The organism is Nocardia sp. NPDC004654, from assembly GCF_040609595.1.
GTDB lineage: Bacteria > Actinomycetota > Actinomycetes > Mycobacteriales > Mycobacteriaceae > Nocardia.
The window spans coordinates 506,792-523,761 of sequence record NZ_JBEXKI010000003.1; the positions used below are offsets into that span (position 1 = coordinate 506,792).

General features: G+C 71.4%; 1 protein-coding gene. It reads right to left on the reverse strand.

Going from position 1 to position 16,970, the window contains the following annotated elements:
• Positions 1-159: 159 nt before the first annotated feature.
• The gene (locus ABZV58_RS12265) at positions 160-16,851 is read right to left on the reverse strand and encodes an amino acid adenylation domain-containing protein (RefSeq protein ID WP_355000196.1); all 16,692 of its coding nucleotides are present in this window, start codon (positions 16,849-16,851) and stop codon (positions 160-162) included.
• Positions 16,852-16,970 lie beyond the last annotated feature (119 nt).

The following is a 16,970-nucleotide window of genomic DNA, read 5'->3' on the forward strand; positions in this document are numbered from 1 at the left end:
CGGGTCTGTCGACGTATCAATTTCGCACCTTCACTTCGTATCGGGATCACGGATGGGCTTCCCCTGGCCGCCGGACGTCCACGCGTTGGCGCCACGCCCAGACCATACGGCCTATGTAGTCGTCAGAACAGGGGGCATTGTTACCTACCCGTTGCCCCATCATGCCTGACCAGCCGGATTGTGATCTTCTCCGGCCCCGGGAATCAATGACGACAGTCTCGGTCCGATCTCGGCTAGCGCCATCTGCGAGGTCATCTCGTCGTGCGTCGTCTGAATCGGGTGATCGGCGACAACGCCGTCGACGAACGGTTGCCACTTGTTCGCCGAGGTCTCCGGGTCGATGCCGTGCACCAGGTTCGCCCCGAGGATCCGGGCGCTGAAGTACTCCAGCCTGCCCCGGAACACGCCGGGCCGATGCTCGGCGATCAGCTCCGCCGAACGGACCGCGCTGCGGTAGATGCGGCGCAGCCGTTCCGGCGTCAGCACGGCCAGCTCCGGCGGGATGGTGGCGTGCAGCGCGGCGAGCGAGGCATCGCTGAGATCGTGCACGTCATCGCCGCCGAGCAGGTCGTCGGCGCCGATGCCGATCTCGGCGAGCGCACCGCGCAGCGCGTCGCGGAAATCACCGGCGCCGATGTCGTGGTGGCTGTCCAGCATGGCGAGCAGCGCGACCCGCTCCCCCGCCGCCTGCAACCGCACCGCGACCGCGTGCGCCAGGATGCCGCCGAGCGACCAGCCGAGCAGGTGGTACGGACCCTGCGGCTGGACCGAGCGGATCTCGGCCAGGCAGCGCGCCGCCATCGCGTCGAGCGACTCGGGCAGGTAGTCGTCCTCGGAGAGCGCGGGCGACTGGAGACCGATGATCGGACGCGACCGATCCACGTACGGCACCAGGCCCGCGTAGCTCCACGAGAGTCCGGCCATCGGGTAGAAGCAGAACAGCGGCTCCGCCGAACCGGTGCCGCGGATCGGCAGCAGCGGGCCGAGGGCGGCGGCCGAATCGGCCGAGTAGTCGACGCCGTTCTCCTGCGCGGTGCTGATCTTGGCGGCGAGCGCGGCGACCGTGGAGTCGGTGAAGAACCACTGCACCCGCACCTCGGCGCCGGTCAGCCCGCGCAGCCTGCCGACCACGCGGGTCGCGACCAGCGAGTTGCCGCCGAGATCGAAGAAGTCGTCGTCGGCGCCGACCCGGTCCACGCCGAGCACCTCGGCGAAGACCGCGGCGACGGCCTGCTCCATCGGCGTCGCCGGTGCGCGGTAGTCGCGGGACGCCAGCTGCGGCTCGGGCAGCGCCCGGCGATCCAGTTTGCCGCTCGCGTTCAGCGGCATCGCCGTGAGCGGCACGATCGCCGAGGGGACCATGTACGCGGGCAGCGCGGCGCGTGCGTACGCGAGGAGGTCATCGATGTCCACGGCCGAGCCGGGCACCGGAACGACGTAGGCGACCAGCCGATCGCCGGTGGCGAGCCGGACCAGCGAGACCGCGACGTGGCGCACCTCGTCGTGATCGGCGAGCACGGCCTCGATCTCGCCGAGCTCGACACGCTGACCGCGCAGCTTGACCTGGAAGTCGCTGCGGCCCAGGTATTCCAGCGCCGCGCCGTCGCCGACCGGACGCCAGCGCACCACGTCGCCGGTGCGGTAGAGCCGCTCGCCGTCCTCGTGCGCGACGAAGCGTTCCGCGGTGAGTGCGGGCGCGCCGTGGTAGCCGCGGGCCAATTGCACACCCGCGACGTACAGTTCGCCCGCCGCGCCGAGCGGCACCGGGCGCAGCTGGCGGTCGAGCACGTGCACCTTGGTGTTGGCCACCGGCGTACCGATCGGCACGGCCGAACCGCCGTCCGCGTGGCCGGGGTGCGCGGTGACGACCGTCGCCTCGGCGGGGCCGTACCAGTTCACCAGCTCGGCGTCGGGCAGCGCGGCGGCGAAGGCCTCGGCCGTCTCCGCCGAGAGCGCCTCACCGGCCGCGAAGACCCGGCGCAGCGCGGGGAGATGGGCGTCCTCGTCCGCACCGTCCAGGAACGCGTCGAGCATCGAGGGCACGAAATGCACCGTGCTGACGCGATGTTCGGCGATGACCCGTGCCAGGTAGGCCGGATCGCGGTGCCCGTCGGGCTCGGCGATCAGCACCGCGGCGCCGGTCTGCAACGGCCAGAACAACTCCCACGTCGAGATGTCGAAGGTGATCGGCGTCTTGTGCAGCACCACGTCGGAGCCGTCGTGCGGGTACGCGCGCTGGGCCCAGCGGAACTGGTTGGCCATCTGCCGGTGCGTGATCGCCACGCCCTTCGGGCGGCCGGTCGAGCCGGAGGTGTAGATGACGTAGGCGACGTTGTCGGCCCGCACCGGCGCATCGGCGGTCGCGACAATGCTCGGGGCGTACTCGAGCGCGTCCACCGCGACCACCGGCACACCGGTGGCCGTGCCGAAACCGGTTCGCGCCGTGGTCAATACGCACACCGGCGACGCGCCCGCCAGCACATACTCGCTGCGCTCCACCGGATGGTCCGGGTCGACCGGCACGTACGCGCCGCCCGCGCGCAGCACGGCGTAGATGGCGACGACCAGGTCGACGCTGCGCCGCATGGCCACGGCCACCAGCGATTCCGGGCCGACGCCGCGCGCGGACAGCTCCCGCGCGAGCCGCCGCGACCTAGCGTCGAGTTCGGCGTAGCTGACCTTGGTGTTGCCGAAGATCAGCGCTGTCGCGTTCGGTGTCTTGGCGAGCTGGGCGTCGAACAGCGAGAGCAGCGTCGAATCGTCCAGCAGCTCGGGCACTTCGGTGGCATTGCGGGCGGTCAGCGCGGCTCGTTCCTGACCGAGCAGCGCGTCGACCTCGGCGACCCGCGCGCGCGGCTCGGCGACGAACGCGCCGATCAGCGCGGCGAGCCGGTCGGCGAGGGTCCGCGCGGCGGCCTCGTCGAACAGGTCGCGCAGGTACTTGATCCCGACGTGCAGCTGCTCGCCGAGCGCGACGATCACCGACACCGGATAGTGCGTGCCGTCGGCGACGTGCACGCCGCTGACGCTCATGCCGTCGATCGCACTGGCGCGGCGCAATCCCTCCCGGTCCACCGGGTAGGACTCGAACACCACGAGCGAATCGAAGAGGCCGTCCACACCGATGGTGTTCTGGATCTCGCTCAGGCCAAGGTAGTGGTAGTCGAGCAGGGCCGCCTGCTCGTCCTGCAGCGTGCGAAGCAGCTCGGCGAGCGTCTGCGTCGCGTAGAGGCGCACCCGCACCGGAATGGCGTTGAGGAACAGGCCGACCATGGTCTCCACGCCGTCCAGCTCGGCGGGTCTGCCGGAGACGGTCGCGCCGAAGACCACGTCGTCACGGTCGGTGACACGGCCGATGAGCAGCGCCCACGCGGCCTGCACCACGGTGTTCACCGTGACGCCCGCGCGCGCGGCCGCGCCGGTCAGTGCCGCGGTCTGCTCAGGCGAGAAGACGAAGTCGACTTCGCCGATGCCCGCGGCGATCTCGCGGTTCGCCGCGCCGACCAGCGGGGTCGGCTCGGTGACGCCCGCCAGCGCCGAGCGCCACGCCTGGCGCGCCGCGTCCGGATCCTGTGCGACCAGCCACTCCAGGTAGTCGCGGTACGGCCGGATCTTCGGCAGATGACGAGAGCGGACGCCGAGCGCGTAGACGGTCAGCAGCTCACGCATCAGCAGCGGCACCGACCAGCCGTCGAGCAGGATGTGGTGGCTGGTCACGATCAGGTGGAACCGCTCGGTGGCCGTGCGCAGCAGCGTGAAGCGCAGCAGCGGCGCGGTTCGCATGTCGAAGTGCTGCGCCATGTCGGCGGCCTTGATCCGCTCCGCCTCGCTCGCGGCGACGGCCGGATCGAGGTGGTCGAGCGCGATCTGACGCCACGGCGCCTGGACCGAATCCGGCACCACCTGCACCGCGCGGCCGTCGCCGGTGTCGGCGAAGGCGACCCGCAGGTTGGCGTGCCGATCGAGCAGCGCCTGGGCCGCGGCGTGCAACCGCGCCGCGTCCACCCTGCCGTCGAGGTCGAGCACGAACTGCAGCATGTACGCGTCGATGGAGGCGTCGGCGAGCTGCGCGTGGAACAGCATGCCCGACTGCAACGGCGTCATCGGCCAGACGTCGCCCAGTTCGGGGTACGCGCCGCCGAACCGGTCCAGATCGGACTGGGTGAGCCGCACCAGCGGGAAGTCCGACGGCGTGTAGCCGCCCGCGCCGGGGCGCAGGGCGTGCTCGGCGAGACCGCCGAGGGCCCTGACCCAGTGCTCGGCAAAGGTTTTCACGTCGTCACCGGCGAAAACGGCTGCGGCGAAGTCGAACCTGGCGCGCAGGCCCTCGCGGGTGGCCTCCACGACGATGTCGAGCAGCAGATCCTCGGCCGCGGCGTCGGTGTGCATCTTCGCCGGGCGCACGTCCCGGTAACGCAACCGAATCAGGCCCGCGGCGGGCAGTTCGGCCGCGCCGTTGAGGTAGCGCAGCAGGCCGTAGCCGACACCGCCCGAAGGCACCGAGCGGCGCAGCTCTTTGATCTGCCCGAGCGCGACGCCCGCGGCCGGGCCGCCCACCAGTGCGTCGGCGATGTCGACGCCGGACAGCACCAGCGGCAGCGGGTAGTCGGTGGTGAAGCCGCCGACCAGGTCCGAGTGCGCCCGATCGCGTGCGTCGGCGGTGAGCCGGACCACCGGACCCGCGGCGCGCGCGAGGGTTTCCTTCCCTGCCGTGCGCATGGCGATGGCCAGCGCGGTGAGCAGCACCTCGTCGACGGTGGCGTGGTAGGCCTGCGCCATCGTCGTCACCGCGGCCGCACCCTCGGAGGTGATGGTGAGCGAGACGCGCGAGCGAATCGAGAGATCGGCTCCCGCAGGCGGTTCCGCCGTCACATCCGCCAAGGTCTGCTGCCACCAGGGCAATTCGGCGAGCGTCGCCGGGTCCTCGGCCTTCGCGGCGAGGGCGCGCAGCACCGTGCCGAGACCGGATTCGGTCGCCTCGGGCGCGGCGTGGCGGTGCCGCGACCAGCCCGCGGTGAGCTGATCGATGACGGTGCGCCACGAGTGGTCGTCCAGCACGAGCCCGTTGGCGACGACGACCAGTTGGGCGGCCGTGTCCGGACCCATGCGGACGAACCGGATGTTGCGCCCCTGCGTCGGGTCGAGCGCCGCGGCGGCGGCCTGCACCACGTCGTCCAGCGGGACGGCGGCGGCCGCGGTGTCCTCCAGCAGGTAGAACGGCTGGTCGTCCGGCGTCGGCGCGGCGGGCAGGTCGAAGGCCGCGGGAACGCCGTCGGCCGCCGGGCGCAGCCGCACCCAGAGCATCGGATTCTGCTGCAGCACCGCGTCGATCGCGGCCCGCACCATCGGCACCGGGCGGTCGGCGGGCACATCGAGCACGATCGCCCGCACCTCGACACCGTCCGGACGCGCCGCGAGCAGGCGGGCGGCCTCCGGGGTCAGCGGCAGCTCGCCGGTCTGCTCGGCGACGGCGGCTGCGGCCGAGGTGGCGACCGTGGCGAGCGCCGCGACGGTGCGCGCCTCGAAGACGTGGCGTGGGGTGAACAGCACGCCCTTGGCCCGCGCCCGCGCCACCACCTGGATGGAGACGACGCTGTCGCCGCCGAGGGCGAAGAAGTCGTCGTCGACGCCGACGCGCTCGATGCCGAGCACCTCGCCGATGACCGACGCGATGACCTCTTCCTCCGCCGTGCGCGGCGCGCGGTACTCGCGGGTCGGCAGCACCGGCTCGGGCAGCGCCGACCGGTCCACCTTGCCGACCGAGGTCAGCGGCAGCTCGTCGAGCACCACGACCGCCGCGGGCACCATGTAATCCGGCAGCTGGTGGCCCAGCTGCGCGACGAGCGCGTCGGGGTCGAGCCGCGCGCCCTGGAGCGGCACCACGTAGGAGACGAGAGTCGTCGTCGCGCGCCCGCCGGTTTCGCGGCCGACGGTGATCGCGAAGTCGACGCCGGGCTGCGCGGTGAGCGCGGCGTCGATCTCGCCGAGCTCGATGCGGAAACCGCGGACCTTCACCTGGAAGTCGGTGCGGCCCCGGTACTCCAGCTCGCCGTCGGCGTTCCAGACCACCAAGTCGCCGGTGCGGTACATCCGCGCGCCCGCGTCGCCGGAGACCGCCGCGGCGATCGGATCGGCGACGAAGCGGTCGGCGGTGAGACCGGGACGCGCGAAGTAGCCGCGCGCCAATTGCGCACCGGCCAAGTACAACTCGCCGGGCACGCCCGCGGGGACGGGGCGCAGCATGGCGTCGAGCACGTAGACGCGGCTGTTCCACTCCGGCACGCCGATCGGGACGGAGCCCGCATCGGCATCGGTGACCGGGTGGTTGGTGATGGACACCGCCGCCTCGGTCGGACCGTACAGGTTGAACAGCTCGGTGCCGCCCGCGCGGACCCGCTGGGCCAGCGCGGCGGGCAGCGCCTCACCGATCGCCAGCACCCGCCGCAGCGACTCGGGCAGCCGCCCTTCGGAGTCGGTGAGCAGCGCGTCGAGCATCGACGGAACCACATGCAACGTGGTCACACCCGTCGAACGCATCAACGCGTTCAAGTACGACGGATCCCGATGGCCATCGGCGGAGGCGACGACGAGGCGACCACCGCTGACGGCCGCGGACCAGAACTCCCACACCGACAAGTCGAACGTCGCCGCCGTCTTCAGCAGCACCACATTCTCGCTGTCGAGACCGAATTCGTCCGACTTCCACAACAACTGGTTCACGATCGCCGCGTGCGGCACCGCCACACCCTTGGGCTGACCCGTCGAACCCGACGTGAAGATCACATACGCCGTATTCGCCGCAACCAGAACACCATTGCGCTCGTTCGCCGCGATCGGCGCGGGTGAGAAGGCCGTCAGGTCCAGCGTCTCCAGCGACACGGTCGCCGCGGCGGTGCTGGCGAAGCCGTCGGCCGCGGTGGTCAGCACGCAGCGCGGGGCCGCGGTGTCCAGGATGTAGTCGACACGCTCGGCGGGCTGACCCGGATCGATCGGCACGTACGCCGCACCGGCCTTGGCCACCGCGTACATCGCGATCACCAGATCCGCCGACCGGCGAATGGCCAACGCCACCCGATCCTCCGGACCCACACCACGACCGATCAGATACCGCGCCAACCGGTTGACCCGAGCGTCCAGCTCGGCGTAGGTCAGCTCGAGCAGGCCCGCGCCGGTGTCGGCGACGAGCGCGGGGGCATGCGGCGAACCGGCCACGGTCGCGTCGAGCAGCGACACCAGGGTCGCCGCGGAATCCACCGGGTGTCCGGTGTCGTTCCAGGACCGCAGGATTCGCTCGCTCTCCTCGGCGGAGAGCAGATCGATCTCGCCCACCGACACCGTGGCGTCGGCGATCACGGCATCCAGCACGCGCTCGAACCGCTCCGCGAAGCCGCGCACGGTGGCCTCGTCGAACAGGTCGGTGGCGTAGCTGAAGTCGGCGACCAGCTCCGCGGGCGCGCCGTCCACGGCGTAGCGGTCGGTCACCGTCAGCTGCAGATCGGTCTTGGCCAGCCTGGCGTCGAAATCCACCGCGCCGACCGTCATTCCGGGCAGCTCGAAGGTGGACTCGGCGAGGTTCTGGAACGAAAGACCGATCTGGAACAGCGGATTGCGCGCCGTCGACCGCGCCGGGTTGAGCACCTCGACGAGACGCTCGAACGGCACGTCCGCGTTGGCGAACGCCTCGAGGTCGCGTTCGCGGACCTCGGTGAGCAGGTCGGCGAACCGCTCGCCGGGGCGCACCTTGGTGCGGAACACCACGGTGTTGACGAACATGCCGATCAGGTCGTCGAGTTCGCGCTCGCCGCGACCCGCGAGCGGGGTGCCGACGGCGATGTCGTCGGTGCCCGAGAGCCGCGCCAGCAGCACCGCCAGCGCCGCGTGCACCACCATGAACAGCGAGGCGTGGTTGGCACGCGCCAGCTCGTGCAGCGCGGCGTGCCGGTCCGCCGGGATCACCGTGCGCAGCGTGGCGCCGCGGAAGGACTGCACTGGCGGCCGCGGACGGTCGGCGGGCAGCTCCAGCTGATCGGGCAGCCCGGCCAGCGCCGTGCGCCAGTAGGAGATCTGCTGAGCGGCAATGGATTCCGGATCGCTCTCGGAACCGAGCACCGCGTCGTGCCACAGCGCGTAGTCGGCGTATTGCAGGGGCAGCGGCGCGAAGCTCGGCGCCGCGCCCGCCGCTCGGGCCGCGTAGGCCGTCATGACGTCGCGGGCCAGCGGGTTCATCGAGGCGCCGTCGGCCGCGACGTGGTGCACCACGATCGCGAGGACGTGCTCGGTGGGGGCCAGCCGGAACAGCGTCACGGCGAACGGCACCTCGGTCGTCACGTCGAAGGTGGTCAACGCGAAATCGACCACCGCGGACTGCAGATCGCCCTCGGTGATGTCGATCGGGACCAATTCGGCGGGCTGCTCCGACGCGGGATGGACGAGCTGGCGCGGCGCCTCGTCCGAGCCGGGGTAGGTGGTGCGCAGCACCTCGTGCCGCGCCACCACGTCGGCGATCGCTTGGCCGAGCGCGTCGACGTCGAGCGCACCGGTCAGCCGGACCGCGAGCGGGATGTTGTCGACGGCCGACGCGGCGGTGTCGAACTGGTTGAGGAACCAGTAGCGCCGCTGCGCGGGCGAGAGCGGAATCCGCTCCGGGCGCGGACCGGCGACCAGCGCCGGTCGAGCGGGTGCGGCTCCTGGGCTCTGCGCCAGCCGCGCGGCCAGACCGGCCACGGTCGAGGCGTTGAACAGTTCGCGCACCTCGAGGCGACCGCCGAGCGCGCTGCCGAGGCGGGCCATCACCTGGGTCGCGATGAGCGAGTTTCCACCGAGCGCGAAGAAGTCGTCGTCCGCGCCGATCGGCTCCTCGGAACCAAGAGCCTCGCCGAACAATTCGGCGATGAGCTGCTCCAGCGGCCCGCTGGGGGCGCGGAACTCCTTGATCTGCAACTGCGGTGCGGGCAACGCGCGACGGTCCAGCTTGCCCGCCGGTGTCAGCGGGATCTCGTCGAGGACGGTGATGGCGGTGGGCACCATGTGGCGCGGCAGCGTCTCCTCCGCGAACGCGGTCAGCGTCGCGACGTCCACCAGCGCGCCGGGCGCCGCGTGCACGTAGGAGGCGAGAATCGTGCTGCCGCTGTCGAGTTCGTGTCCGACGGTGACCACGAAGTCCACGCTGTCGTGCGCCGCGAGCACCGCGTCGATCTCACCGAGCTCGATGCGGAAGCCGCGGACCTTGACCTGGAAGTCGTTGCGACCCAGGTACTCCAGATCGCCGCGCGGGGTCCAGCGGACCAGGTCGCCGGTGCGGTACATGCGCGAGCCGCCCGCGGCGAACGGATCCGCGACGAAGCGGCTCGCCGTCAGGCCGGACTGGCCGCCATAGCCGCGCGCCAGCTGCGCGCCCGAGACGTACAGCTCGCCCGCCACGCCGGTCGGCACCGGGCGCAGCCGCTCGTCGAGCACGTACGCGGCGATGCCGCGGATCGGCGCGCCGATCGTCACCGGCAAGTCCGGCATCATCGACGACGTCACGTTGGTCATGACCGTCGCCTCGGTCGGACCGTAGGCGTTGAAGAACTGCCGCATGCCGTGCGCGACCGGAATCACCCAGCGCCGCACCAGTTCCGGCGGACACGCCTCGCCGCCGGTGATCAGCACGCGCAGTTCGTCCAGACCGGCCGGGTCCATGGACGCCAGCGCCGCGGGCGTGACGAACGCGTGCGTCACCCGCTCGCGGCGCAACAGCTCCGCGAGACCGGCGCCGCCGTAGACCTCCGGCGCGGCGACCACCATCGTCGCGGCGCCGCCCACCGCGAGCAGCAGCTCGAGCACCGAGGCGTCGAAGGACGGGGAGGCGAAGTGCAGCGTCCGCGAACCGGGCGTCACCCGGTAGCGCTCGCGCTGTTCGTCGCAGAAGCCCGAGAGACCGGCGTGTGTGACGACGACACCCTTGGGCGTGCCGGTCGAGCCGGAGGTGTAGATGACGTAGGCCGGGTGCTGGGGCCGCAGCGGACGCACCCGGTCGGCGTCGGCGATCGGCTTGGCCGAGTACACCGCGAGCCCGCTGACGAATTCGATGTCGTCGAGCAGCAGCCATTCGACGAGCCCCGGCAGCGCCCGCTGGGCGTCGGAGACCGTCAGACCGAGCACCGCGCCCGAATCCTTGACCATGTGGCCGATGCGCTCGGCCGGGTAGTTGGTGTCCACCGGCACGAAGGCGGCGCCGGTCTTGGCCACCGCCCAGACCGCGAGCACCGACTCGACCGAACGCGGAATGCCAACGGCCACCACGTCGTCCGGGCCGATGCCGCGATCGATGAGCAACCGGGCCAGCAGCGTCGAGCGCAGATCCAGGTCGGCGTAACGGAGTTGGGCGTAATGCTCGGCGGCGTCGGCGACCACGACGGCGATGCCGTCCGGGTTGGTCTGCACCGCGGTGCGCAGCAGCTGCGGCAGCGTGATGTCGCGCGACACCGGAATACGGTTGGGGCGCAACCGGTCCCGCTCGACCGGCTCGAGCAGGTCGATCGCGCCGACGCGCTGGTGCGGATCGGCGGCGACCGCGCTGGCCACCATGGCGAGGCGGCGCGCGAACGAACGCACGGTCGCCTCGTCGAAGATGTCGATGGCGTAGGTGAAGACGGCGGCGAGCTCGGCGGGCGAACCGTCCTCGCGGTGGCGCGGCTCGACGTTCAGCAGCAGGTCGAACTTCGCCGCGATCGACTCCGAGTCCAGCACGCCGACGGTCAGGCCGGGCAGCTCCAAAGTCGGCCGCTCCAGGTTCTGGAATGCCAGAACCGCTTGGAACAGCGGATTGTTCGTGCCCGCGCGACCGGGTGCGACGGTCTCGACGACGCGCTCGAACGGGATGTCGGCGTTGGCGAAGGCCGTCAGATCCGTCTCCCGCGCCGCCTGGACCAGTTCGGCGAAAGTGGCGTCGGGATCGACGGCGGTGCGCAGCGTCAGGGTGTTGACGAACATGCCGACCAGGTCGTCGAGCGCGCGGTCGCCGCGGCCGGCGATCGGAGTGCCGATGGCGACGTCCGAGTCGCCGGTGAGGCGCGCGAGCAGCACGGCGAGCACGGCGTGCAGCACCATGAACAGCGACGAGTTCTGCTCCCGGGCGAGGCGGGCGAGTTCGCCGTGCACGTCCGCGGGCAGCCGGAAGCCGACCGAGGCGCCGCGCATCGACGGCACCGGCGGGTGCGGGCGGTCCTGCGGCAGCGCCGCGGCGCCGGTGAGACCGGCGAGCTGTTCCGACCAGTACGCCAATTGCCGTGCGGCGACGGAGTTCTCGTCCTCCACCACGCCGACGACTTCGCGCTGCCACAGCGCGTAGTCGGCGTACTGCACGGTCAGCGGCGCCCAGCCCGGCGCCTCGCCCTCGGTGCGGGCGATGTAGGCGGTCATGAGGTCGCGGGCGAGCGGCGCGAGCGAGGCGCCGTCGGCGGCGATGTGGTGCGTGACGAGGACGAGCAGGTGCTTGTCCGGAACGCCACCGTTGAGCAGCGCGATCCGCACCGGCGGCCGCTCGGTGACGTCGAAGCCGCCCGACATGAGTTCGACGACGCGGCCCATGATGTCGGTCGGCTGCTCCACCGCGAGCCCGCCGGGCAGCGTGTCGGCGACGGTCGAGATCTCTTGGTGCGGAAGCTCGCCCGCGGCGGACACGGGGTAGCTGGTGCGCAGCGCCTCGTGCCGCTCCAGCACGTCGAGCACGGCCTGTTGCAGCGCGGCCACGTCGAGCCTGCCCGCGAGCTGGATGGCGAACGGGATGTTGTAGGCGGCCGAATCCGGGTCGATCTGGTTGATCACCCACATGCGCTGCTGGGCGAGCGAGAGCGGCACCAGGTCCGGACGGACAGCGGCCACGAGCGGCGGCCGGGCGTCGCCGGGCTCGCCAGGCACGACGCGCGCGGCGAGCGCGGCCACCGTGGGAGCCTCGAACAGTTCGCGGACCTCGATGTTCGCGTCCAGTGCCGCGTTCAGCCTGGCCACCACCCTGGTGGCGAGCAGCGAGTTGCCGCCGAGCGCGAAGAAGTCGTCGTCGAGGCCGATCTCGTTCGCGCCGAGCAGGGCCGCGAACACCTCGGCGACGGTCTGCTCGATGGGCGTGCTGGGCGCGCGGAACTCCGAGCCGCCGCCGAAGACGGGCGCGGGCAGTGCCTTGCGGTCCAGCTTGCCGGAGGGGTTCAGCGGGAAGGCGTCCAGCACGACCAGCGCCGCGGGCACCATGTACCCGGGCAGCACGGCCGCGAGCTCCTTGCGCACGGCCTCGGCTTCGAGCGACGAATCCGGCTCGGCGACAACGTAACCCACCAGCTGATCACCGGCGTGCGGATCGGTGCGCAGCACCACCACCGACTGCGCGACACCCGGCTGCGCCAGCAGCGCCGCCTCGATCTCGCCCAGCTCGATACGCAGACCACGCAGCTTCACCTGGAAGTCGGTGCGGCCCAAGTACTCCAGCTCACCGTTCGCGTTCCAGGTCACCAGGTCACCGGTGCGGTACATGCGCGAACCAGCGGCGCCGTAAGGATTGGCGACGAAGCGATCCGAGGTCAGGTCGCTGCGGCTGAGGTAGCCCAGCGCCAGCTGATCGCCCGCCAGATACAGCTCACCCGCGACACCCGGGGCGACGGGGTGCAAACGCGAATCCAGCACGTACAGCTGGGTGTTCCACACCGGACGGCCGATCGGCACCGAGGTCTCGTCGGCGTCGATCACCTCGTGGTAGGTGACGTCGACCGCGGCCTCGGTCGGGCCGTACAGGTTGTGCAGGCGCGCACCGGTCAGCTCACGCAGGCGCTGTGCGGTCGGCGCGGGCAGGGCTTCACCGGAGGCGAACACCTGACGCAGCGGCGGCACCGGCGCACCGTCGGCCAGCGTCGAGACGAACACCGAAAGCATGGAGGGCACGAAATGCGCCGTGGTGACGTTCTGTTCGAGCATCACCGTGGCCAGGTACAGCGGGTCGCGGTGACCGTCCGGCTTCGCCACGACCAACCGCGCACCGACCTGCAAGGGCCAGAAGAACTCCCACACCGACACGTCGAAGGTGGCCGGAGTCTTCTGCAACACCACGTCGTCGGCGCCGAGCGGGTACTCGTACTGCATCCACAGCAGGCGGTTCACGATCGCGGCATGGCTGACCGCCACGCCCTTCGGGCGGCCGGTGGAACCCGAGGTGAAGATGACGTACGCGGTGTCGCCCGGCCGAATCGGGCGCGCCCGTTCGAAATCCGAGATCGGCGCGGATTCGTAGCCGTCGAGTTCGAGCGCGTCCACCGCGAGGACGGGCGCGGCGGAGGTGTCGAAACCGTCCCGCTGGGTGGTGAGGACCAGGGCGGGACGGGCCGTCTCCAGGACGTAGTCCACGCGCTCGGCGGGCTGGTCCGGGTCGAGCGGAACGTAGCCCGCGCCCGCCTCCAGCACCGCGTACATCGCGACGACCAGCTCGGTCGAGCGTCGAATAGCCAGCGCCACAAGCGAACCGGGGCCGACACCGGCGGCGAGCAGCAGCCGGGCCATGCGATGCACCCGGGCGCCGAACTCCGCGTAGGTAAGCCGCTCGTCCTCGAACACCAGCGCGGTCGCGTACGACGTCGCGGCCCGGCGGCGCTCGAACAGCGAGACCAGGGTGGCGGCGGGCACCGGGTACGCGGTGTCGTTCCAGCCGGTGAGCACCGCGGCGCGCTCCTCCGGCGCGAGCAGGTCGATGTCGCCGATCACGGCGGTGGGATCGCCCGCGATCGCCGCGAGGACCAGCGCGAATCGGTCGGCGAACCCGCGCACCGTCGCGGGATCGAAAAGATCTGTGGCGTAGGTGATCTCGGCCGAGATGCCCGCGGGGGCACCACTGGAATCGACCCGCTCGGCCATCGAGAGTTGCAGATCGAACTTGGCCAACGGCACCGTCATGTCCACGCCGGACACGGTCAGTCCGGGCAATTCCAGTTCGGTGCGTGCCAGATTCTGTAAGGTCAGCATCACCTGGAACAGCGGGTGCCGCGCCGCCGAGCGCACCGGGTCGAGCAGCTCGACGAGCCGCTCGAACGGCAGGTCGGCGTGCCCGAAGGCGGCGAGATCGCCCTGCCGGACCGCAGCGAGCAGCTGATCGACCGTCGCGGCCGGGTCGACATCGTTGCGCAGCACGAGCGTGTTGACGAACATGCCGATCAGATCGTCGAGCGCGGCGTCACCGCGGCCGGCGACCGGCGTGCCGATGGCGATGTCCCTGGTGCCCGACAGCCGCGCCAGCAGCACCGCCAACGCGCTGTGCACCACCATGAACAGCGTCGCGTGATGGCGTTGGGCCACCCCGGCGAGCGCGGTGTGCAGTTCGGCGTCGATCTCGAAGCGCAGCACATCGCCGCGGTAGGAGGCGACCGACGGACGCGGACGGTCCGCGGGCAGCTCCAATTGCTCGGGCAGCCCGGCCAATTCCGCGCGCCAGAACGCGACCTGCTCGGCGAGCACCGATTCCGGGTCGTCCTCCGCGCCGAGCACCTCGCGCTGCCACAGCGTGAAGTCGGCGTACTGCACCGCGAGCGGCGCGAGCTGGGGCGCGCGCCCGGCGACGCGGTCCGCGTAGGCGGCCATCAAGTCGCGGGTCAGCGGGCCCATCGAGAAACCGTCGCCCGCGATGTGGTGCACCACGCAGACCAGCACGTGCTCGGTCTCGCTCAACGCGAGCAGGCGCAGCCGGATCGGCGCCGCCGCGGTCACGTCGAAGCCCTCGGTCACGGCCGCCGCCACCAGGTCGAACACCTCGGCCTCCGTGGCGGTCTCGGCGACCAGCTCGGGCAGCGCGCGCGGGTCGTCGGCGGGCAGCACGAGCTGGTAACCGGCGCCGTCGAATTCGGGGTAGACGGTGCGCAGCACCTCGTGCCGCTGCACGAGGTCACGCACCGCCGCGCCGAGCGCGGTCACATCGAGCGCACCCGAAAGCCGCACGGCGACCGGGATGTTGTTGACCCCGCTGGCCGGATCGAAGCGGTTCAGGAACCACATGCGCTGCTGGGCGTACGACAGCGGGATCCGCTCCGGACGCGGCTGCGGCTCCAGCGCGCGGCCGAGCGCCGACCCGGCATGCTGCTCCAGCAGCGCGGCAAGCCCGGCCACCGTGGAGGCGTCGAAGAGCAGCTGCATCGGCACCCGCGTCCCGAGGGCCGTGCCGATCCGCGCGATGGCCTGGACGGCGAGCAACGAGTTACCGCCCAGGTCGAAGAAGTCGTCGTCCGCGCCGACGCGGGCGTCCGGGTCGTCCGTCAGCAGCAGGGCCGCGAACACCTCGGCGACGATCTCTTCGGTCGGGGTCGCGGGCGCGCGGTACTCCTTGACCGCGAAGACGGGCTCGGGCAACGCGTTCCGATCCAGCTTGCCGACCGGCGTGAGCGGGATCTCGTCGAGCACCATGATCACCGCGGGCACCATGTAGCCGGGCAGCGACCGGCCGACGAACTCCGTGAGCGCGTCGGTGTCCACGCTCGCGCCGGGCCGCGCCAGCACGTACGACACCAGCGCGGTCGCGCCCGAGGGCAGCGTCCGGCCGAGCGTCGCGGCGAAGTCGATGTCCGGGTGGGCGGTCAGCGCGTTGTCGATCTCGCCGAGCTCGATGCGCAGGCCGCGGATCTTCACCTGGAAGTCCGAGCGGCCCAGGTACTCGATGGTGCCGTCGATCTCGCTGCGGCGCACCAGGTCACCGGTGCGATACAACCGCGAGCCCGCCGGATCGGACTCCCCGCCGAACGGGCTGGCCACGAAGCGTTCCGCGGTGAGGCCGGGACGGTTCAGGTAGCCCTGCGCCAGCGCGGGGCCGGATAGGTACAGCTCGCCGACGACACCGGCGGGCACCAAACGCATCCCGCTGTCCAGCACGAACGCGCCCATCCCGGAGATGGCCGAGCCGATGGTGATCGGCGCGTCGGCGTGCAGCGGCGCGGTGCTGGTGGCGACGATGGTGGCCTCGGTCGGGCCGTAGGCGTTGTAGACCTCGCGCGTGCCGTCGGCCCAGCGGGCGACCAGTTCCGGGCCGATCTTCTCGCCGCCGGCGATCACGACGCGCAGGTCGTCGAGTCCGGTGGGGTCCACCGACTGCAACGCACCGGGGGTCATCAGCATGTGCGTGACACCCTCGCGGCGCAGCAGATCCGTGAGTTCGTCGCCGCCGTACACCTTCGGCGGCGCGATCACCAGGGTCGCGCCCGCCGCGAAGGTCAGCAGCATTTCGAACACGGACGCGTCGAAGTTCGGCGACGCGACGTGCAGCATCCGCGAGTCGCCGTCGAACCCGAAGTGGTCGCGTTCGGCGGCCACCAGACCCGCGAGACCGGTGTGGGTGACGACGACGCCCTTCGGCTTACCGGTCGATCCGGAGGTATAGATGATGTAGGCCGGGTGGCGCTCGTCCAGCGCGCGAACCCGGTCGGCGTAGGTGATGGGCCGCTCTTCCCGGTGCAGGATGCGCTCGGCCACCACCGGGTCGTCCAGCTCGATCCAGTAGACGCCGGTGCCTAGCGCCCGTCGGTGCGCCGAGGTGGTCAGGCCGAGCGCGGCCCCGGAGTCGGAGACGATGTGCGCGATGCGGTCCGGCGGGAAGCTCGGATCCACCGGAACGTAGGCCGCGCCGGTCTTGGCGATGGCCCAGACCGAGAGCACCGACGCGACGGACCGCGCGATACCGATGGCCACCACGTCGCCGGGGCCGATGCCCCGCTCGATCAGTTCCCTGGCCAGCCGAGACGAGTCCTCGTCCAGCTGGCGGTAGGTCAACTCGACTGCGGTCTCGGGGTTGTTGGCGGGGTCGAAACGCACCGCCACCTCATCGGCCGCGGACTCCACCGCGGCAGTGAGCAACTGCCCGAACAGGAGACTACCTGGCCTGCGGCGACGACTACCACGCGTAGAGCGACGGGCAGTTTCCATTCGAGCGTATTCACCTCTCGCGTCGAGCTATCACCGCACGACCGAAAGCA